Genomic DNA, 20,591 nt, shown 5'->3' on the forward strand with positions numbered 1-20,591 from the left:
TTGTGAAAATCGGGCTTTTTTTCGGCAGTTTCAATCCCATTCATCTTGGTCATCTGATCATCGCGGAGACGATTTATGATCGGACAGATTTGGATGAGGTGTGGTTCGTGGTCAGTCCTCAGAATCCCCTAAAAAAACGAAAATCACTGGTTCATGAATTTGACCGACTTCGAATGGTCGAGTTGGCGATCGAAGACAATTTCCATTTCCGGGCCAGCGATGTGGAGTTTCACATGCCCCGTCCGAGCTATACCATCGATACATTAACCTATCTGTCGGAGAAGTATCCCCAGCATGAATTCAGCATTTTTTTGGGCTCGGATAATCTCAAGCAATTCAAGAAATGGAAAAACTATGAGCAGATTCTCGAGCACTATCAGGTCTATGTCTATCCTAGGCCCGGAGAAAAAAGAGAGTTTGATCATCCTGCCGTACTTTGGGTAGATGCTCCCCTGCTAGACATTTCAGCGACATTTATCCGCGAATCAGTTCTAAAAGGCTATTCCGTCAAATACCTACTACCCCAGAAAGTAGAAGAATATATCCTGAACAAGAAGCTATTTTTGTAAGCTGGCTTACTTTTTTGAATTGAATGCTTGAGTAGACTCAATTGAGCCTAATATTTTGCATCCTATCCCCTTTTTTGCTTATTTGCTTCTGACCCAATAGCCGCACTTTTTTCTCAAACCAAAGCTTTAAATCAATGAGCAAACATCTTTACGAATCCGGCCTGATCGGAAACTGCGCCTATATTGCCCATATCGAGAAAGACACCAATATTTCCTGGCTTTGCATGCCCCGCTTTGACTCAGACTTTATTTTCGGCGGGATGCTGGATCGGGAGAAAGGCGGAAAATTCACGATTCTTCCTGATTCCGGAGAGTTTTCTTCCAGTCAGTCCTATGTCGAAAACACGAATATTCTGGAGACGATCATTTCCAATGGTTCGTACAGCTATAAGGTCACGGATTTTGCCCCACGCTTCAAAAATTACGACCGTTACTACAAGCCCCTGATGTTGATCCGAAAAGTGGAACCACTTTCGGGTGCTCCCAAAATTAAGATTACTTGTCAGCCCGTAACCAACCAAGGGCAGCTCGCACTTACTCCCAGTCAGGGCAGTAATCATATCCGCTACATGGGTATTGATCATGAACTTAGACTGACTACCAATGCCCCCTTAACCTATATCTGTGAGGGGAAGCCCTTTGTTTTGCAACGACCGGTGTATTTGGTATTGACCTACGGTCGGCCCCTTGAGGCTCCGATCGAGACGACTTCCGAGCGATTTCTTCAATCAACCACAGACTACTGGAGATCCTGGGTGAAGTCTACGAGTATCCCCAATTTCTCGCAGCGTCTTGTCTTACGCTCCGCTTTAATCCTGAAAATTCACCAGTTTGAGGATACGGGTGCCATCATCGCTGCCTCGACGACTTCCCTGCCGGAATCTCCGGGTTCGACCCGAAACTGGGACTATCGCTACTGCTGGATTCGTGACACTTACTACACACTGACCTGCTTCAATAGCTTGGGACACTTCGAAGAATTGGAAAAGTACTTTGACTTTATTTTAAATCTTCCCACCGGACCAGAGGGACGGTATCAGCCCCTGTATTCTATTACGGGAGATTGGCTGTTGACGGAGGAAATCTCGGAGTTGGATGGCTATCTAGGAAATAAGCCGGTTCGATTTGGAAATCAGGCTTACACCCACATTCAAAATGATTTGTATGGGCAGGTGCTGGTTTCTCTCTTACCCTTATACTCCGATCACCGATTTACAGAATCCGAGCGAAGTCATTCCGAGCCCTTGATTATGAATTTGTTGGATAAAATCGAGGCTACCATGCATGAAAAAGACGCGGGATTGTGGGAGTTTCGAAATCTGGCGCAGGAGCATTGCTACACCTTCCTCTTTCACTGGGCTGGCGCCAATGCTGCCGCCAAGATTGGAATTCGCTTAAAAAATGAAGCGATGTACCAAAAAGCCATTATGCTACGGGACGAGGCTGCCAAAAAAATCGAAGCCTGCTACCTACCGGAGCGAAATGCTTATTCCCAGGCCATCGGTTCGCAACATATGGATGCCTCCACACTGCAGTTGATTACCATGGGTTATTTCGGGGATGATCTGGAGCGGGCTAATAATCATTTGAAAGCTTTAGAAGAAGACTTATTGGCGAAAGACTTTTTGTTTTATCGCTACAAGCACATGGATGATTTCGGCGTGCCGGAGACCACCTTCTTGATCTGTGCCTTTTGGTATATCGAGGCGTTGGCTTGCGTCAATAGACTGGAAGAGGCGATCGAAGGATTTGAAACCTTAGTGAAGTATTGTAATCACCTGAATCTATTTTCCGAAGACGTGGATCAGGCAACAGGCAGCCAATGGGGAAATTTCCCCCAGGCCTATTCGCATGTAGGTTTGATGAATGCGGCTTTCCGAATTGGGAAAAAGCTGGACCGGCCAAATTTCTTGTAAAAAGTCTCCGCTCGCTGAGTCTTAAGGGATCATTCTCCCGCAAAGATGGGAAGAAGGAAAAGGGAAATTTTTGGGCAAAACTTTGGTCGTTGGGGATAATTTTAACCCCAGCCGTGGATACAATAACAGTTTATTTTTTAATCGAATCTAGGTCAGTCCGAGTTTTAAACATTCTTGGAACATACAAAAAGGAAGTGCCGGTGATAAAGTCTTAGAGCAAAATTTGGGTCACCTTGAGCGGAGTCGAAAGGTTCTCGACTTCGCTCGAACTGACAGAATTTTCTGTACAAGATTAATCCGCAAATGGCATGATAGTCGAGGACCTTTTGATTGCCTGTATTGCAGGTGCAAAGGAAGGGATGATTTCTCCCACAGATCTGCACAGAAAAAGTCACAGATTTACACAGATCTTACCCTATTATCCTATCTCGCCGCAGGCGCATTTCACTGAGCGTAGCGAAGTGTATTTCTTTATATTTCACGAAGTATATTTCGCGACCGAAGGAAGCGTATTTCTTATGATTATTGAATCAACTTCCCTAACAGATTTCTTACCTGCCGAAACGATTTGATATTGTAATTGGCTTGGGTATAGGCATAGCCGACACGGATGGTGTAGGCATTTTTAGGCATGGCTTTGAAAGTATCTTCATCCGTCCAATCATCTCCAATCGCTAAAATAAAATCAAACTCCTGCCCTTTCATCAAGGCAGTGGCAGCTCGGCCTTTGTTGATATCCGGACGCTTGATCTCGAGAACCATATTTCCTTCCAAAACCTGAAGATTATGACCCCGGGCCATGTACTTCAAATGGCTGAAAAGTTCACGCATACGAAGATCCCCCAAGCCACTTTCTACTTTTCGATAGTGCCAAACCAAGGAATGATGTTTCTCTTCGATAAAGGCTCCCGGTGTACGTAGCACATAATATTCCATCACATTTCGGATGTCTTCTTTCCAACTGTCGTCTACATCTGCATACAATTCCCAATCACTTCGATTGGACTTGCGCTTCACCCAAACTCCATGTTCTGCGATCATATCGATTTGGAAACCTTTGAACCAAGTTCCCAAGGTATCCTTATCCCGTCCTGAAATTATGACTACCTCTGCCTTTTGACTCAAACCCTTGATGATGGCCTTAAGCTCTGCATCCGGTTTTGCATCTTGTGGATTAGCCACAAATCCTGTGAGTGTTCCGTCATAATCCAAGAAAAGAATTGGCCGGTCTGCTTTTTTGAAGGCCTTATCGATCTCATTGATGACTTTGGTATCCACGTCTTTGGAGGTGAGTTCGGCCTGCTTTTCCTTCACATGCTCGATACGGTCCATGAATACTTTGACCCATTGGAAGATATCATATTTCTTGACCGTGGATTGAAGAGAAGCAATTCGCTCTTTTTGTTCCTTTGGATCCATAGTAAGCGCATCGTAAATCGCATCTACCACCCCTTGTTGATCATTAGGATTCACCAAAATAGCATCCTGTAATTCTTTAGAGGCTCCTGCCATTTCCGAAAGGATCAATACTCCACTCTGATCGGTCCGACTAGCTACGTATTCCTTGCAGACTAGATTCATCCCGTCCCGAAGTGGAGTGACTAATGCAATATCCGATAGATTGTAAAATGCACTGAGTTCCTCGAATGGAAAACTTCGATAGAAGTAATGAACTGGAACCCAATTCAGGGTAGAATAATCTGAGTTGATCCGACCTACCAAAAGATCAATTTCCTCCTTGAGCTCTTTGTAAGACTGCACTTTATCCCGACTGGGCACCACGATCATAATCATGGAAACCTTGCCGTGGAGTTCTTTATGATCTTTGAGTAATTGATCGAAGGCATGTAAACGCTGCGGGATTCCTTTGGAATAATCCAGGCGATCGATGGTAAGAATCACTTTTTGATCGAAAACCTGTTTTTGGAATTCCTTAACGAGATTTTGGGTCTTTCGACTCTTGGCTTGCTTCGCAAATTTATCGTAATCGATTCCCATCGGAAAGGAATCCACATTGATGATGCGATTTTCTGCCTGAATGTATCCACTCTCACTGGAAAGCCCTGTAATCCGTCCTACTGCACTGAGGAAGTGACGCATGTCATCATAGGTATGGAAACCAATCAAATCTGCTCCGCAAACGCCCTCCAGCAATTGCTTCCTCCAGGGAATCATTCGGATTATCTCATAAGAAGGAAAGGGAATATGCTGGAAAAAGGCAATGGTAGCATCCGGTAAAACTTCCCGTAACATTTGGGGAAGGAGTAGCAATTGGTAATCGTGCACCCAAATGGTATCATCCGGATCCGCTTTTTTCAAAATAGCATCGCAAAACTTCCGATTCACGCGCACATAAGCCTCCCAATGCTCCGGATTGTAGACCATGTATTGGGTAAAATAGTGAAAGGCGGGCCATAAGGTCTCGTTGCTAAAACCCTCATAAAACTGCTCCACGTCTTCTTTCGAAAGAAAGACAGGAGCCATCTTCAAATCATGAAGTTCCAAGATGATTTCTGCCCGTTGTTCCGGATCTTCCACTGTATTTCCCGGCCAGCCGATCCAGATATTTTCCCCGGACTTATAGATCGATCCCAAACCGGTGGCTAATCCTCCTGCTGAAGGCTTGAACTCAAAGCGCCCGTTTCGGTGGCGAAGTGAAATAGGAAGTCGATTGGATACAATGATGGTTTTTGCCATAATGGATTTTAGATTAAAAACAGGTAAAGGGGAAGGCCCCTTCGCAAAAAGGTGATATGCTTAAAGATAGGGAAATAGACTTAAAAATGGAGGCTTTTTCGAGGGAAACTGGTCTTTAAGGAACGAGGAAAACAAAAAACCCCGGGTTAAACCGGGGCTTTTGAAATGATTTAGATTGGATTACAAACCAAATGCAGATTTGATTTTATCTACGTAATCCAATTTCTCCCAGGTGAAGAGTTCCACATCCAGGGTGATTTCATCCCTATAAGGAGAATAAAATGTCTTGCTTACCACTTCACTTGTTCGACCCATATGTCCGTAAGCGGCAGTTTCTTCATAGATAGGGTTTCGAAGCTTCAGTCTTTGCTCGATGGCATAAGGACGCATATCGAAGAGTTTCTCGATTTTCTTAGCAATCTCTCCATCGGTCATTCCCACTTTGGAAGTTCCGTAAGTATTTACATAGATTCCCATTGGAGCGGCTACTCCAATAGCATAAGAAACTTGTACCAACATTTCGTCAGCAACACCTGCTGCTACCATGTTTTTGGCAATGTGGCGGGTTGCATAGGCTGCCGAGCGGTCTACTTTTGAGGGGTCTTTTCCGGAGAAAGCTCCTCCACCGTGTGCACCCTTTCCGCCATAGGTATCCACAATAATTTTTCGTCCGGTCAAACCGGTATCTCCATGCGGTCCACCGATCACAAACTTACCGGTAGGATTGATGTGGTATTTGATATCGGCGGTGAAGAGTTTTTGAATATCAGGCGTTAGCCCAGCTTTTACACGAGGAATCAAAATGGAAATCAAATCGGATTTGATTTTAGCCAACATGGCTTCTTCCGTATCAAACTCGTCGTGCTGTGTAGAAATCACGATCGCATCGATACGTTGCGGCACATTGTCATCGCTGTACTCGATCGTTACCTGAGCTTTGGAGTCAGGACGGAGGTAGGGAATATCTTTATTCTCACGTCTTAAGGCTGCCAATTCTCTCAGAATCCGGTGAGATAAATCCAGCGCCAAAGGCATGTAGTTCTCGGTTTCGTTGGTAGCATACCCAAACATCATCCCCTGATCACCTGCACCTTGCTCCTCTGGATTTTCACGTTCAACCCCTTGGTTGATATCCGCAGACTGCTCGTGAATAGCAGACAATACCCCACAGGAATTGCCCTCAAACATGTATTCACTCTTGGTATAACCGATCCGATTGATCACGTCCCGTGCGATCTTCTGCACATCGAGGTAAATATCGGATTTGACTTCTCCTGCCAATATCACCTGCCCAGTGGTAACAAGCGTTTCGCAAGCCACTTTGGAACTTGGATCAAAAGCCAAAAAATTATCAATCAATGCGTCTGAAATTTGGTCAGCGATTTTATCCGGATGACCTTCCGACACAGACTCTGAGGTAAATAAGTAAGGCATAAATTAAATGATAGTTACTTTCTTGGATGGTGCGCAAAAATACAGGAACTGAGGGAAATAAAAAACCGGATTTGGATAAGGAGAATAGAAGCGTTAAAGTGATCCTGTCGTTTCAAAAAGATTCACACCAACTCTTTCAAAAAACAAAAAATCCCCGACGAATTGCCGGGGATTGGGTATTTAAACCCTCCGAGGGATTAAGAATCCTCGAAGGGTAAATTCGAACCATCAAATCATCTCCACACTTCTCTTTACAAAGGCGGTCAAATCCCTACTTATAGAGGGACTTTGAAATAGTTAGGATTGGAAAACAGCGACATAAATCTCCCTAGAGACCAGCCCCTTAATTCATGATATTTATTTCAAATCAACCCGGAAAAGATTTGCCTTTCCATCATCCACATATCCAACCAAATAGTTGTCATCTTCATGCACAGCAATCCGACTCAAAGTTTGATCTATATCCAGAATTTCAACTGGATTCAACTCCCAGTCATAAACAAGAATTCGATTACTAGTTTGAAAAAGATCATTTTCCCAAGGTTTATCTCTATAAAGAACGTAAATTTTATTTGCTGAAACGGTAGTGCTTATATTCCCGAATACTGCATCTGGCAGAATGGTAGAAGAGAATCTGGAGGAATTTTCGGATGGATCAAAAAGAGTAGGCCAATAATGTCGTGAGGCTGTTATTTCTAAGGCCCCATTTTTATCCAGTTCTAGAACATCCATATTAAAAGAGTAAGGAGAAGTGCTTAAAGTTTTGGTTTTTTTGGGATTCTTAAAAAAATCAAACTGATAAGCTAAAGCTAAATTGATCTCAGGGACAGCGGGAGAATCAGCTTGAAAAGGATAAGCGCCCAAAGACTGAATATTTTCAGCTTCTCGAAACAAGTTGTAAGGTTTTCCGAATAGGGAAGAACCTAAAAAATGGATTGAATCAAGCTTCACGTATTGTGTGACAAGACCATCAATAGGAAACAAATAAGGTTCACACTGAGCTGTTTCGGCTGAATCCTCAAGAGAGGAGACGGTAAAGCTTTGAAAGCGAATTTGAGAGGCATCAAATATTCCTAAATTCTCACCATTACTTCCGAATCTATTCAAAAATACTGATGCACTTAGTTCGCAGGGACCTTGGCCTGAGCGGCCAAATTTACCCAAGTATCTATCTTCGACAGGATCAATCAAGCGATAGATAAAATCCAAGCCATCGTCATTAATAAATAATTTATCCTCCACCAAATACATGTTCCATGCCCGGAACAGTGAATCGGCGGAGGATAATGGGATTGAATTTAGTTTTCTTGACCGGTCAAATTCCACCAATGGATCCCGCAATTCGACTTTTTTACCGCAAGAAATGAATAGTGAAACTAGAATTACAAAAGAAAAAAGGAAACTTTTTTTCATGATCGGAAAAGAAAACGTATTAAATAAAAAATCAGACTACATATAAGATGGACATCGAACTTCAGTGCCGTTTGCTACATTAAAATTAACCTGATTACCATCTGAGTCGAAATAAACGACAACGGCACATTTTCGCCATGGATTTTCAAGACAACAAATAACAGTGGGTTCTGCCATTGACTTCTGAGACGTGACCATAGGAAGGAAAACCATCCCAATACAAATAATTTTGATAATTTTTTTCATTTTTTAAAAATTTAGAATTTAACCATCGATTTAAAAGTCCCATGCGCATCGACCTTGAACTAAAATTATTCTCTCAAATTTAAAAATGCAAGCTTTCTACTAATTTTAGTTTCCAAACTAAATAAGCCTTTTAGTTTTTCAATGAGGATTTCTTCAATTTTTTGAAATAGATTTTATTAACAGACACCTATATTGTAAGGTAATAATAGTTTATAGCGTGCTGGAATAAAAAAATCCCCGACGATTTGCCGGGGATTGGGTATTTAAACCTTCGGAAGGTGATTCCTATTCCTTAAATCATCTCCACACTTCTTTTTACAAAGGCGGTCAGATCCTTACCAGTCAGCAAACCTTGGGAAAGTTTCGCCAAGTCAAAGGCTTGCTTGGCGAGTTGCAATTGGGCTTCTTCGCCTTCTGCTTTAAGTATTTTATCAACTACGGGGTGGTTCCCGTTGATCGCCACCTTGTAACTATCCGGCATCTGTCCATAGAAACTCATCGGTCCTCCTCCGGTCTGTGCCATGTCCTTCATTCGGCGCATCCACTCTTCCATAGTGATGGTCACCGGCATTTCCTCGGGGCTTAAGCCTTCGATTTCTACCGTATAGGACTTGTTATCGATTGCTTTTTCGAAAAGCTCCTTCACCTGCTTGCTTTGCTCTTCAGTCAGCAAGTTGGCATAGCTATCTTCTTTCTGAATCAGTTTCTCTACGACATCCGCATCTACCCGCTTAAGCTGAGTTTTATCCAATTTCGTTTCGATATGCTGGATAAAGTGACTGTCAATCGGCGAATCCATCACCAGGACATCGTAATCTTTCTTATTGGCAGAGGCGATAAAGCTATCCTGCTTGTCAACATCCGTCGCATATAAGAAAACGGTCTGATCATCCTTATTGGTTTGAATGGCCTTTACCTTTTCAGTGTATTCATCCAAGGTATAGTATTCGTCCTTGGTATTTTTAAGCAGGGTAAACTCCTTTCCTTTTTCGTAGAATTTATCCTCGGAGATCATTCCATACTTCACAAAAAGGCCGATATCATTCCACTTAGCTTCGTAAGCTTTTCTATCCTTTTTGAAGAGTTCGGAAAGCTTATCTGCTACCTTCTTGGTGATGTAGTTGTTAATCTTCTTCACATTTCCATCAGCCTGCAAGAAGCTTCGGGATACGTTCAACGGAATATCCGGAGAATCAATCACTCCATGCAGCAACATCAAGAATTCAGGTACGATATCCTTCACCTCGTCGGTAATAAAGACCTGTCGGCTGAAAAGTTTGATCTTATTGCGTTGCAATTCAAACTCATTCTTCACTTTCGGGAAGTACAATACCCCGGTCAAGTTGAACGGGTAATCTACATTCAAATGAATCCAGAAAAGCGGATCTTCACTCATCGGATAAAGCTCCTTGTAGAAAGCCAGGTAATCCTCATCCTTCAGATCGCTAGGTGACTTGGTCCAGATTGGAGAAGTGGTATTGATGATATTATCAACTTCGACGGACTTCCATTTCTTCTCACCTTTGTCATCTACACCGTCTTCAACAGATTCGGTCTTGGTGCCAAACTTGATCGGAACAGGCAAGAACTTGCAGTATTTGTCCAAAATCCCCTGTAGCTTCCACTTGTCAAGGAATTCCTCGGAATCCTCATTGATGTACAAAATCACATCAGTTCCACGGTTTTTCCGCTTCCCTTTTTTGATTTCAAATTCGGTGCTGCCATCACAAGTCCAGATAGCTGGCTCTGCGCCATCCTGATAAGATAGGGTGTGGATTTCTACTTTTTTGGCCACCATAAAGGCAGAGTAAAAGCCCAAACCAAACTTACCGATGATCTCATTGGCATCTTTGGCATCTTTGAACTTCTCCACGAATTCGGTAGCACCGGAGAAGGCAATCTGATTGATGTACTTCTTGATCTCCTCGGCGGTCATCCCCAGACCTTTGTCAGAGATGGTGATAGTCTTCTTTTTCTCATCAAAAGAAACCTCTACGGTAATGTCACCCAACTCACCTTTGTACTGACCTAATGTCGCAAGCCGTTTGATTTTTTGGGTGGCATCGACTGCATTGGAAACCAATTCACGAAGAAAAATTTCGTGATCAGAATACAAGAATTTTTTAATGATAGGGAAAATATTCTCGGTATGAATCGAGATGGTACCTTTTTCCTGCATGGTATAAATCAGTTTAGTTATTACAATATTTGACACTAGCGATTTATCAATGCCCGTTCCAATCGGAAAAAAGTGACAAGTTGGCAGAATGAATTATTGGGAAATACAATTGAAATATACTCCCTTCGGTCGTGAAATAGATTGGAGATACACTTCGCTCCGCTCAGTGAGGTACGCCTGAGGCGAGATAAGCTCTCCTTCGTCGAGCGAGATAGCATTGGTTCACTTCTTCAAATTACTTTACGCCTTCGAAGTTTTGCCGGAGAAAAAGAAAGTTTAATTAGGTTTTCCGGAAGTTTTGTTCTCATTTTCAGAGGAATCTTTCAAAGCTTCGAATCCCGAAACCACATCAAAAAGTTCTTCATCTATCGAACTTTGTCTTAAATGATGATAGGCTTGACTGATCTCTTCAAGTAGGCTTTCTATATTTTTCTCAGCTTGTTGCATGGCTCCTAATCGGCTATAATTTTCACTTGCCAAGGATTCTGCACAGGCTTTATACAGGGTGACAAAAAGATACTCACTAATCAAGGAACCAATGATGTCCTTGTCTTTGCCGATGACTTCTGGGTTCATCTTTTCCGGCCAGGAATGGGCCATCAAATCTTGTCGCCACTTTTCATCAAAAGGGAGTAATCTTTTCACTGTGGGAGTATAGACTGTCTCCGGTTTGGATTGGTTATGGAAAATGTAAAACTCGCTCAGTAAACCTTTTTCATAACTTTCCTCTACACTTATTAGTATCGAGCTAATTAGAGAAGTAATAGCATCAAGGGAATTGGGCAGGGGAAAATTCCGAGTTTCGTTCATCGCAGTCTCTTTAATCAACAAAGACACCCTGTCCCCGATGGTCCAAACTTCCTTAATCGGTGCGCGCCCCTGAAAGGATTCGCCAAGAAAATCAATGACTTTGTCGTTGAATTGCCCCACAAAACCCTGATCAGATCCAAAGACTATGGCGCAAACTGAGTTTTCGGAATTCTTTTTCAATTTCTCCATTTCCAGTAAGGATCCGATCTGCTCATCCTGAAGATAGGCCAAAATACCCATGGCAACAGAAGAATAATATTTGCCGATAGATTCCACGGCAGCCTCAAATTGGCCGATATTCGCAGCTGCCATGGCTTTCATGGTGCGCACAATGGATTTTAACTCCTTTGCTCCACCAATCTTTCGACTTAAACTTTCTAAGGTTTGCATTATTCCTGACCCGGTTTATTTTCCGTCTTTTCCTGTAAACCCTCAAGGGTATGCTGTGCAAATTCCACCAAGTATTTTCGGTCCTCCTCGTTCAATACCTCATTTGAATTAAGCCGTGAGATCAGATCATCGGCAAGTTCCGCTGCGGAATTGAGCAAGGCTTCTTCTGCTGCCTCAATTTTATCGAGTGGTATAGTATCAAAAACACCCTCCTTCAAAGCAAGAAGAATTAAAATTTGAGCTTCTACAGCCATCGGATGGAGTTCTTTTTGCTTTAAGCAGGCTCTAATTCGCTTTCCATGCTCAATGATTTTTTTGGTGTTTTCGTCCATATGGGAACCAAAACGAGCAAAGGTTTCCAATTCCTCAAACTGTGAAAAAGCAAGCTTAAGATCACCGGTAATGGAATGGTAAGCCGGCAATTGGGCTTTCCCTCCTACCCTCGATACAGATCTACCTACATCCACGGCTGGAAGTATACCCAGCTCAAACAATTTGGGTGACAAATAAATCTGCCCATCTGTAATCGATATTAAATTGGTTGGAATGTAGGCAGAAATATTTTGGGCTTCGGTTTCGACGATGGGTAATGCCGTCAGCGAACCGCCGCCAAGTTCTTTGCTCAAATGGGTAGATCGTTCCAATAACCTGGAGTGGATATAAAAAATATCTCCTGGGAAAGCCTCTCTTCCCGGAGGTCTCCGAAGAAGAAGGGAAAGTTCTCTATAAGCCCTCGCATGATTCGTCAGGTCATCATATACGACCAACACATCTTTACCCTCTTGCATGAAATATTCAGCCATACTAGTGGCTGCATAAGGAGCTATATATTGTAACCCCGGAGAATTATTCCCCTCAGTAACCATGACAATAGTGTAGCTCATGGCACCTCTTTCCCGCAGGTTAGCAATCACTTTTGCGGTGGATGATGCTCGCTGTCCAATTGCACAATAAATGCAGATAACGTCTTTGTCTTTTTGATTGATAATGGTATCGACAGCAATGGCAGTTTTTCCGGTCTGTCGATCACCAAGAATCAACTCCCGCTGTCCCCGGCCAATCGGAATAAGTGCATCGATCACTTTCAAGCCGGTCTGGAGTGGTACTGTCACCGCTGATCGATCCATAATGGGTGTAGCACTTCGTTGAATCGGCAGGCGTTTATTTGCGATTAAAGGCTTTTGATCATCCAAAGGTTTACCCAAAGGATCTATCACTCTTCCTATCAAAGAATTCCCTACGGGTATATCCATCACACGTCCAGTCCGCTCTACTTCATCCCCTGTTTTTAGATTTGAGACATCACCCAAGATGACGACGCCTATCTCCTGTTCATCGATATTGAAGGCAATCCCAAAAAGCTCATCTGGAAATTTCAAGATTTCCTCATAGCCCACATTCGGCAATCCTGAAACCTTTACCACACCAGCAGACACACTAATCACTTTTCCAACCTCTCGTGGGATAAATGAAAAATTATGTCCTTCTCTCAATTTATTTAACCGAGTGAAGGTAGTCCCTACAATATTTTTGGCTTTCCCATCGGCCATATTACTTTTTATCAGAAGGTTGATCTTTCTTATCTTGAATTGGATCGTTCAGTTCGTTTTCGAAGGAATGGATATATTCTGAAATTGTCCATGACAATTTGTACCCATTGGCGGAAAGCTCTATCCCACTAATCAACTTGGGGTTAACTTTGAATTCAAAACCATATTCCTTCTTGGTGAGGCCATTTACTTCCTTTTGAATTTCACTTTTTTCGCTTTTTGAAAGATCAAAAGCGCTCTGCACCAAAATAGGATCTTTACCTGAAGCCAAGGTTGAGACAAACTTTTCCTTTTCTTCTTTTCCCAGCTGATTCACCTTTGCCACAAAGGTTCGCACCATTTGTTTTTCAAGATCGACTGATGAAAGATCAGCCAAGGTTTTGCGGGCGATTTCAAGTACTTCCCGTTGAATATTTTCTTCTATTTCATTTTTTTGAGCAGCATGATTAGCCAGAATTTCATCATCGAGTTTTTTCTTTAATGCATTCGCTTCGAGTCTGGCTTTTTCAGTTAGTTTCTTTTTTTGCTCCTTACTTTCAGCGATGACTTTCTGCATCAATTCATCCCGTTCGCTGTCGAATTTTTCATTCTTTTTGTTGAATTCCTCCCGTTCTTTCAGAGCTTCTTTCTTCTTTGATTCAGCATCTTTCAGCTGGGCCACAATTTTACTTTCTCGCTCATCTATTGCTTTCAGAATAGGCTTATAGAGATAGCGTCTCAGCAACCACATCAAAACTAGAAAGTTGATAACCTGCGCTACTAATGTGAACCAGTCGATTTGCATGTTTTTGTCTTAATTAACCGATAATGTGATTCCAGAAAGGATTGGCGAAAATGAGAATCATCGAAATGACGAAACAGTATATTGCCAAGGACTCAAGCATTGCAAGACCAACAAAAAGGGTCCGTGTAATGGTCTGACCGGCGTCGGGTTGCTGGGCCATAGAGGTTAAAGCAGCAGAAATCGATTTTCCCTGACCCATAGCCGGTATCATACATCCAATTCCGGTGGTCAGCCCAGCGGTAATGATGGATATCACTGCAATTAGGGTTGTATTATCCATAGTGTTTAATTTTTAGGTTTCAGTTTGATTTTTTTGGATTTGGATTCCTGCGTGGCAGCAGCAATGTAAACTGTAGCAAGAATGCTGAAGATATAAGCCTGAATCAACCCGGTGATTAGCCCAAGTACAGTCATCAGAATAGGAAATAGCAAAGGAGCAATACTCAATAGAATTGCTACGATCAGTCCACCGCTCATGATATTTCCAAACAATCGCACCGCTAGTGCAAGCGTCCTTGAAAGTTCGCTGATGATATTGAAAGGCAGCATAATAAAGGTGGGCTGCACATAGGTTTTCAAATATCCGATTACTCCGCTCTCCGAAATTCCGAAAATAGGAACCGCCAAGAAAACGCTGATTGCCAATGCCGCAGTCGTGGAAAGGGAACTTGTCGGCGGAACGTAGCCTGGAAAGACAATGGATAGATTGGAGAAAGCAATAAAAATGAAAATGGTCCCAATAAAGTCTAGGTACTTCTTTGGCTCTTCAAGACCGATTTCTTGGATCTGCTTATTCATCCCCAAAACGAGCATTTCCAAAATGCACTGCCAACGTGAAATACGGATATCAGTCCTCAACCTGCGTGTAATCAAGTAGGAAACAATCACCAAAACCGCCATGAGAACCCAGGTGGTAACTAAGGTGAGATTGATATGGATAAATCCATATTCCCAGAAGACCCGCTCATCAGGACTGAGTTCCATTTCAGATTCCGTTTTTAATTTTCACTGACTTATCATCTCTAGTTTTCACATAATGCTGGACTAGAAAACGGGCCAATACAAAACCCACTAAGCTGAGCAGCATATGGATCCAACCGCCCGGAGAAATAAAATAAAATCCCATCAGCACGAAGGCTGTCCGCCCTATCATACTAAGAAAATACCACAGTGCAGGTCTTTTTGAAGTAATTGTTTTCTTGACCGTCAACCAGAGGCCTCCGAAAAACACAAGACCCATGGCCATGCCTGCCATCAATACCAAAAACTTAATTAAAAATTCATTCATCCTCTTCTTCTTTATCTTGGTGCATCATTTCATTTTCTTTTGCCACCCATTGCCAAGCAATAAGACAGCCTAACATTAAGCCGGCAATCATCAAGGAAAGCGTCCAGGAAAACGATTTTGGATGATTTTTATCCAGCCATAAGCCTAACATGCATCCCAATATCGTGGGAACGGCTACAGACCATCCCACCATCCCGAAAGTACCCAGCCCAGCCCACTCACTACGCTTATGTTGATGAAGTGTCTTGAGCTTCTGTTCCTCCTTCTTTCCAATTTCCTCACTGAAAGAAAGCTTCTCATCTATGACTGTATTTGGCTTATTCTTCTTCACGTAATTTTTTGATGTTTTGAATGAACTCACTTTCCAATTTTGCCACAGCTTTACGCGCAAAGCGTTCTTTTTCATCCAGATTCCTAAATTCCTGTTCAATGGATTGACGCAGCTTCCCTAAATCAGCCCCTCCAATAGCATTCCGAACAGATACCTGAATTTCACCTCCTGCCTTAATCAAAATTCCCTCATCTACTGCCACATAATGAACTGTCCCTCCTTTAGTTTCATAGGTTAAAATTCCAGGAACCAAAGCAGCGACACAGTCCAACCTGCGAGGAAGAAAGCCATAGGACCCTTTATTCGTGTCCACAATGACACGATTCACCTCAACATTGTCCAAAAAAACTCTGAATGGTAGCATGATCTTAAGCTGCATGATCTTCCTCTTTTACATCCTCTTTTGATTCTTTTTGATCCCCATTCTCACCATTCTGTTTGTTTTTACCCTTGGCAATCGCTTCTTCTATGTTTCCAATCATGTAAAAAGCGCTTTCAGGCAAATCACTAAACTCATCTGAAAGGATTCGCTCACATCCTGTTAGCGCATCTTCCAACCGCACGCCTTTTCCCTTTATTCCGCTGAACTGCTCTGTTGTAAAGAAGGGTTGGGTAAAAAACCGCTCCAAGCGACGGGCACGATTGACAATATTCCTATCTGCAACCGATAATTGCTCCAATCCGAGCATAGCAATAATATCCTTGAGTTCTTCATATTGAGCTAGAGTCTCACGGATTTGATTCAAAATTGAATAATGCCTTTCGCCAATAATCCCCGGGGTAGCCATTTTTGATGTAGACTGTAAAATGTCTATAGCTGGATAAAGGCCTTCACTAGCCCTTTTTCTAGAGAGGACAATTGATGCCGACAGGTGTGAAAAGGTATGAACTGCAGATGGATCGGTAAGGTCATCTGCAGGAACATAGACGGCTTGAATCGACGTAATGGCTCCACTTTTTGTATTTGCAATTCTTTCCTCCAACATGGAAAGCTCTGTGCCCAAAGTCGGCTGATAACCCAGTCTGGAAGGCATCTGACCCATAAGACCTGAAACCTCCATCCCCGCCTGAATAAACCTGAAAATATTATCGATCAATAAAAGAACATCCCGGTGTTCATCATCCCTAAAATATTCTGCCATGGTCAAGGCCGCATGACCAACCCGAAAGCGGGCTCCGGGAGGTTCATTCATTTGACCAAATACCATCACCATGTTCTTCAACACATCTGCATTTTTCATGTCATGGTAGAGCTCATGTCCTTCCCGGCTTCGTTCACCGATTCCGCAGAAAATACTTGCGCCCTGGTGATAACCCACCATGTTATGGATCATTTCAGTAAGAAGAACGGTTTTCCCTACCCCAGCTCCCCCGAACAAGCCTGCATTTCCTCCATGTTCCAGAGGCACGAGCACATCAATGGCTTTGATGCCCGTTTCAAAAATCTCCGACTTGGTGGAGCGCTTTTCCAGTGAAGGAGGAGGCTGATGTATATTTCTTAACTTATTTTTTGGAAGCACTGGCCCATGATCAATGGTGTTTCCGAAAACATCAAACATACGCCCCATTATCTCTGGGCCAACCGGTACTGAGAGTTGCTTACCGGATGTTTCAGCAGTCATTCCTCTTGAAAGTCCTTGGGTTGGTGTCAAGGCTATTCCCCGCACCCGATTATCATCGAGCTGTGTCAGGACCTCAATAATGATTTCCTTATTGGAGCCTGTTCGAATAACACTGTTAATTGCGGGAACACCTTGATCAAACCAAACGTCCACAACACTCCCTCGGATTGAAATCACCCTTCCTACGGACAATGCCTCCCTTTTCACATGTATCTTGGTCCCCATGGATTTTGAAATTGACTTCAGGTAAAGCTATCATTTTAATAAAGCACTAAAAATGACTTTCATCATCAGAAATCCTAATTCTTTAGGAGGAAAGAGAGGAAATAAGTGATTTCTTAAAACCAAAAAATTTCAAGAAGATCTAAAAGCACAAATTCATTCCAATAAGATCCATATAATACGAAGTCAAAAGAGGAGCAACCATAGTTTTGAAGAAAATTCCCAGAAAAATATTATTTGCTAAATATAGCTCTTGGCGGTATAATCAATGTTATTTGATTTTTTTACAGAAATTAATTGGACTTTTTTTAGATTCATTGCCTTTTTTTAATTACCTTATACTTGCCAAACAACCTTATTTCCAGACTCTTTTCCCAGTCCCTACTTTTCAATTTTTAAAGGCAGGAAGGCAAGGAGCCAAAAATCAATTTTTGACTCAGTATAATGCACACGAAGGAAAACGTTTTTCGTCTTTACCCGAATCTCGGCTATTGGTTGATGGGATTAATTCCCCTAACCATTGCCGGTTTTTTTGTCACGTACATCAGCAAGATTACCTTTCCACAACCTGGAATTGTACACATTCATTTTATTCTCATGGCCCTTTGGCTGGGAATGATCGTATCTCAGCCTCTTTTGATTCGATATAAAAAAGTAAAAGCCCACCGAAGCCTGGGTAAGCTGAGTTATATTCTTGTTCCGCTTGTCATTATTAGTACTTGGTTGATGATGCGGCACTCCTATCAAGTCCAACTATTGTCCTATCAGCAACAGGTAGATGCGGGTATGGCTAGCGTGAACTTACAAGAGGCTCAACTTGAAATCGCAGCCTTTTTATCCATCGCATTTATCTACTTGTTTTGGTTGATTGTATTTTATTATTTAGCCATTATCTATCGAAAAAAGCCATCCTTGCATGCTCGTTGGATAATTGCCGCTTCCCTCACTTTTTTGGGTCCCACCATCGATCGAATTTTGATTTTCTTATTTGACATCTATTACCTAGCGCCGGGAATTCCCGTTGAGGTTCTTGCTTTTGTTTTAATTGATATGGTATTGATTTTCCTCATCTGGAAAGATATTCGCAAAGGTCAAAACATCCTTCCTTTTGGATTTGCTTTAACACTTTATTTACTGCTTCAGCTTTTCCATTTGACGTTGAATGATACAGCGCTTTGGGAAAAATTTGTGAGATTTTCACTAGCCTAATTTTATACTAATGACACGAAAAACATTAACTCTATTCTTGCTTCTTACTTCTTTTCCTTTCCTTTCATTTTCCCAAACTTCTGAAGGAATTCAAAGAAAAGCGCTGGATTTCCTCAATTCCTTGGACCCTTCCCAACAAAATGAAGTGATGGTTTCCATGGAGGATTCAGCAAGAGTAGCATGGACCAATCTTCCGGTGGGCTTAGCTCCCAGAACAGGTCTTCGCTATGGCGATCTTAGCGAGAAAAGTAAAATCGCCTTTCACCAATTACTGAGCGAATTACTCAGTTCTCAGGGCTATCTTAAAGCATTTGCCATCATGCAGGTGGATGATATCCTCCACGAACTTTTTGAACTGAAATACCAGCGAGGGGAAATCAATGAAAACAACATCAAAATGATCCGCGGACTGAATTGGGACTATGGGAACTACTATGTGTTGCTTGCAGGGAATCCAGAGAAAGACAGCCAATGGGGAGTGAAATTTGAAGGGCATCATCTTTCGCTGAATTTGACAGTTTCAGGGGATGAGTTTAGCATGACACCCTTATTTATGGGTTCGGATCCAGCCGTCGTAGAAGATACCCAGTATGCCGGGCTTCGGCCTTTAAGTAAGGAGGAAGATTATGGGTTTTGGTTTGTCAATTCCCTTAATGAATCCCAAAAGGCCATCGCTACATTGGAAGATGAGGTTCCTGGAGATATCATCACAAGTCCCAATCGACCACAATGGTTGGAGGAGTATCAGGGAATCAAAGGAAGTGAGCTTTCCGAAGCCCAACAGCAAATCTTACATTACTTGATCGAGGAATACATTGGCAATCTCAACCATCCAAAAGCAGAAGAATATCTCGCGAAGCTTCACGCTCATGGAATGGATGAAGTATACTTTGCTTGGATCGGAAGTTACGAACCGATGAAACCGCATTATTATGTGATTCATAGCCCGGATTTCTTAATTGAATATGACAATGTGGGTTTTTTGGATAATGCCAATCACATTCATTCGATATGGAGGGAAAACGGAAATGATTTCGGGGAAGATATTCTCAAAAATCACCGGATGTCGCATAAACATTGAAAAGCGGCTTTTAAAAACATAAAACAACAATTAAGACATGAAAAAGCTTCTGGTCATCTTGATTTTACTCTTGGGGATTTGGCAAAATGGTCAAGGTCAAGTACGCCCGCAGATTGAAATCCAGACCAGCAAGGGCAATCTCATTGTAGAATTGTATCATGAAACTCCCCAGCATCGGGACAATTTCCTTAAGCTCGTACAAGAAAGCGTTTATGATAGCCTGCTTTTTCATCGGGTCATTGAGGAATTTATGATTCAAGGTGGGGATACCCAAAGTAAAAATGCAGCTCCTGGGGAAGCCTTGGGAAGTTCGGACCTTCCGTATCAAATACCTGCTGAATTCCACCCTGATCTTTTCCACAAAAAAGGAGCATTGGCTGCTGCCCGAACCAATAACCCTCAGCGGGCCTCCAGTAGTACCCAATTTTATTTGGTTCAAGGGAAAATCCAAAATGACAGTCTGTTGACACATAACGAAGGACGGATCAACACCTTCCTTCAGCGCCATTTTGCTGTAAACAACCCAATGAACAAAGGACTTTTGGACTCATTGACTCAAGCCCGGGAAGTAAAAGATTCTGTGCTTGTCCAAACCCTCTCGAAAACCTGGGAATCAAGAATCGCTAATCAGGAATTTGAAAAATACAGCATTCCGGAGGCTCATCGGCAGGTTTACAAAGAAATTGGAGGAACACCTCATTTGGATCAAAACTATACTGTTTTCGGTCAGGTGATTTCAGGCCTTGAGTTCATAGATGCAATCGCAGCAGTGGAAACGGACCAGCGAAACCGCCCGTTAGTAAATGTATACATCCTCAAAATGAAATGGTTAAACCCAAGTAATCCTTAA

At 42.4% G+C, this 20,591-nt stretch carries 18 protein-coding genes; 5 read left to right on the forward strand and 13 right to left on the reverse strand.

Annotated elements, in window-relative coordinates; genetic code table 11:
- Positions 1-2 precede the first annotated feature (2 nt).
- Together nadD and HWE15_RS02185 are read left to right on the forward strand one after the other, a co-directional pair.
- Positions 3-569 (forward strand): nicotinate (nicotinamide) nucleotide adenylyltransferase, encoded by a 567-nt coding sequence (nadD, locus tag HWE15_RS02180; protein WP_290505853.1) that lies wholly within the window; start codon positions 3-5, stop codon positions 567-569.
- A gap of 134 nt (positions 570-703) precedes the next feature.
- The gene (locus HWE15_RS02185; protein WP_290505854.1) at positions 704-2,485 is read left to right on the forward strand and encodes a glycoside hydrolase family 15 protein; all 1,782 of its coding nucleotides are present in this window, start codon (positions 704-706) and stop codon (positions 2,483-2,485) included.
- 522 nt (positions 2,486-3,007) lie between these two features.
- Here the strand turns inward: HWE15_RS02185 and HWE15_RS02190 are convergent.
- The 13 genes from HWE15_RS02190 to atpD form a co-directional block, all read right to left on the reverse strand.
- The gene (locus HWE15_RS02190) at positions 3,008-5,182 is read right to left on the reverse strand and encodes a bifunctional alpha,alpha-trehalose-phosphate synthase (UDP-forming)/trehalose-phosphatase (RefSeq protein ID WP_290505855.1); all 2,175 of its coding nucleotides are present in this window, start codon (positions 5,180-5,182) and stop codon (positions 3,008-3,010) included.
- Positions 5,183-5,362: 180 nt separating this feature from the next.
- On the reverse strand, positions 5,363-6,616 hold the full coding sequence (gene metK / locus HWE15_RS02195) for a methionine adenosyltransferase (protein ID WP_290505856.1): 1,254 nt from the start codon (positions 6,614-6,616) through the stop codon (positions 5,363-5,365).
- A 357-nt stretch (positions 6,617-6,973) separates the two neighbouring features.
- Positions 6,974-8,029 carry a BF3164 family lipoprotein gene (locus tag HWE15_RS02200; RefSeq protein ID WP_290505857.1) on the reverse strand — a complete coding sequence of 352 codons (1,056 nt, stop codon included), beginning with the start codon at positions 8,027-8,029 and terminating at the stop codon, positions 6,974-6,976.
- Between the two features lie 538 nt (positions 8,030-8,567).
- The gene (gene htpG / locus HWE15_RS02205) at positions 8,568-10,454 is read right to left on the reverse strand and encodes a molecular chaperone HtpG (RefSeq protein ID WP_290505858.1); all 1,887 of its coding nucleotides are present in this window, start codon (positions 10,452-10,454) and stop codon (positions 8,568-8,570) included.
- Between the two features lie 276 nt (positions 10,455-10,730).
- Entirely contained in the window at positions 10,731-11,654 is a 924-nt protein-coding gene (locus HWE15_RS02210) for a F0F1 ATP synthase subunit gamma (protein WP_290505859.1), read from the reverse strand.
- Positions 11,654-13,204: an alternate F1F0 ATPase, F1 subunit alpha gene (locus tag HWE15_RS02215; protein ID WP_290505860.1), complete on the reverse strand. Its 1,551-nt coding sequence runs from the start codon at positions 13,202-13,204 to the stop codon at positions 11,654-11,656. The genes HWE15_RS02210 and HWE15_RS02215 overlap by 1 nt, the downstream gene beginning before the upstream one ends.
- 1 nt (position 13,205) lies before the next feature.
- Positions 13,206-13,988 carry a F0F1 ATP synthase subunit B gene (locus HWE15_RS02220; protein WP_290505861.1) on the reverse strand — a complete coding sequence of 261 codons (783 nt, stop codon included), beginning with the start codon at positions 13,986-13,988 and terminating at the stop codon, positions 13,206-13,208.
- Between the two features lie 13 nt (positions 13,989-14,001).
- On the reverse strand, positions 14,002-14,268 hold the full coding sequence (locus HWE15_RS02225; RefSeq protein WP_290505862.1) for a F0F1 ATP synthase subunit C: 267 nt from the start codon (positions 14,266-14,268) through the stop codon (positions 14,002-14,004).
- Positions 14,269-14,273: 5 nt separating this feature from the next.
- Complete coding sequence (locus HWE15_RS02230) at positions 14,274-14,972, reverse strand: F0F1 ATP synthase subunit A (RefSeq protein ID WP_290505863.1); 699 nt, start codon at positions 14,970-14,972, stop codon at positions 14,274-14,276.
- Position 14,973: 1 nt separating this feature from the next.
- The gene (locus HWE15_RS02235; protein ID WP_290505864.1) at positions 14,974-15,276 is read right to left on the reverse strand and encodes an ATP synthase subunit I; all 303 of its coding nucleotides are present in this window, start codon (positions 15,274-15,276) and stop codon (positions 14,974-14,976) included.
- Positions 15,269-15,607: an AtpZ/AtpI family protein gene (locus HWE15_RS02240; RefSeq protein WP_290505865.1), complete on the reverse strand. Its 339-nt coding sequence runs from the start codon at positions 15,605-15,607 to the stop codon at positions 15,269-15,271. The genes HWE15_RS02235 and HWE15_RS02240 overlap by 8 nt, the downstream gene beginning before the upstream one ends.
- On the reverse strand, positions 15,594-15,971 hold the full coding sequence (locus HWE15_RS02245) for a F0F1 ATP synthase subunit epsilon (protein ID WP_290505866.1): 378 nt from the start codon (positions 15,969-15,971) through the stop codon (positions 15,594-15,596). Before HWE15_RS02245 ends, HWE15_RS02240 begins: the two co-directional genes overlap by 14 nt.
- 4 nt (positions 15,972-15,975) lie before the next feature.
- Complete coding sequence (atpD, locus tag HWE15_RS02250; RefSeq protein ID WP_290505867.1) at positions 15,976-17,454, reverse strand: F0F1 ATP synthase subunit beta; 1,479 nt, start codon at positions 17,452-17,454, stop codon at positions 15,976-15,978.
- Positions 17,455-17,895: 441 nt separating this feature from the next.
- On the opposite strand from atpD, the gene HWE15_RS02255 reads away from it, so the two are divergent.
- Genes HWE15_RS02255 through HWE15_RS02265 form a run of 3 tightly spaced genes read left to right on the forward strand, consistent with a single transcriptional unit; the run spans position 17,896 to position 20,591 of the window.
- Positions 17,896-18,660 carry a hypothetical protein gene (locus HWE15_RS02255; RefSeq protein WP_290505868.1) on the forward strand — a complete coding sequence of 255 codons (765 nt, stop codon included), beginning with the start codon at positions 17,896-17,898 and terminating at the stop codon, positions 18,658-18,660.
- Positions 18,661-18,670: 10 nt separating this feature from the next.
- Positions 18,671-19,741 (forward strand): DUF3500 domain-containing protein, encoded by a 1,071-nt coding sequence (locus HWE15_RS02260; protein ID WP_290505869.1) that lies wholly within the window; start codon positions 18,671-18,673, stop codon positions 19,739-19,741.
- Positions 19,742-19,778: 37 nt separating this feature from the next.
- Entirely contained in the window at positions 19,779-20,591 is an 813-nt protein-coding gene (locus tag HWE15_RS02265) for a peptidylprolyl isomerase (protein WP_290505870.1), read from the forward strand.

It is taken from the genome of Algoriphagus sp., assembly GCF_013373065.1.
Lineage (GTDB): Bacteria > Bacteroidota > Bacteroidia > Cytophagales > Cyclobacteriaceae > Algoriphagus.

Excerpts from the sequence above, each read along its gene's own strand:
- HWE15_RS02230 (WP_290505863.1), bottom strand. The coding sequence starts at position 14,972 with ATGGAACTCAGTCCTGATGAGCGGGTCTTCTGGGAATATGGATTTATC.
- HWE15_RS02260 (WP_290505869.1), top strand. The coding sequence starts at position 18,671 with ATGACACGAAAAACATTAACTCTATTCTTGCTTCTTACTTCTTTTCCT.
- atpD (WP_290505867.1), bottom strand. The coding sequence starts at position 17,454 with ATGGGGACCAAGATACATGTGAAAAGGGAGGCATTGTCCGTAGGAAGG.
- HWE15_RS02210 (WP_290505859.1), bottom strand. The coding sequence starts at position 11,654 with ATGCAAACCTTAGAAAGTTTAAGTCGAAAGATTGGTGGAGCAAAGGAG.
- metK (WP_290505856.1), bottom strand. The coding sequence starts at position 6,616 with ATGCCTTACTTATTTACCTCAGAGTCTGTGTCGGAAGGTCATCCGGAT.
- htpG (WP_290505858.1), bottom strand. The coding sequence starts at position 10,454 with ATGCAGGAAAAAGGTACCATCTCGATTCATACCGAGAATATTTTCCCT.
- HWE15_RS02235 (WP_290505864.1), bottom strand. The coding sequence starts at position 15,276 with ATGAATGAATTTTTAATTAAGTTTTTGGTATTGATGGCAGGCATGGCC.
- HWE15_RS02255 (WP_290505868.1), top strand. The coding sequence starts at position 17,896 with ATGCACACGAAGGAAAACGTTTTTCGTCTTTACCCGAATCTCGGCTAT.
- HWE15_RS02190 (WP_290505855.1), bottom strand. The coding sequence starts at position 5,182 with ATGGCAAAAACCATCATTGTATCCAATCGACTTCCTATTTCACTTCGC.
- HWE15_RS02215 (WP_290505860.1), bottom strand. The coding sequence starts at position 13,204 with ATGGCCGATGGGAAAGCCAAAAATATTGTAGGGACTACCTTCACTCGG.
- HWE15_RS02200 (WP_290505857.1), bottom strand. The coding sequence starts at position 8,029 with ATGAAAAAAAGTTTCCTTTTTTCTTTTGTAATTCTAGTTTCACTATTC.
- HWE15_RS02185 (WP_290505854.1), top strand. The coding sequence starts at position 704 with ATGAGCAAACATCTTTACGAATCCGGCCTGATCGGAAACTGCGCCTAT.
- HWE15_RS02225 (WP_290505862.1), bottom strand. The coding sequence starts at position 14,268 with ATGGATAATACAACCCTAATTGCAGTGATATCCATCATTACCGCTGGG.
- HWE15_RS02245 (WP_290505866.1), bottom strand. The coding sequence starts at position 15,971 with ATGCTACCATTCAGAGTTTTTTTGGACAATGTTGAGGTGAATCGTGTC.
- HWE15_RS02220 (WP_290505861.1), bottom strand. The coding sequence starts at position 13,988 with ATGCAAATCGACTGGTTCACATTAGTAGCGCAGGTTATCAACTTTCTA.
- HWE15_RS02265 (WP_290505870.1), top strand. The coding sequence starts at position 19,779 with ATGAAAAAGCTTCTGGTCATCTTGATTTTACTCTTGGGGATTTGGCAA.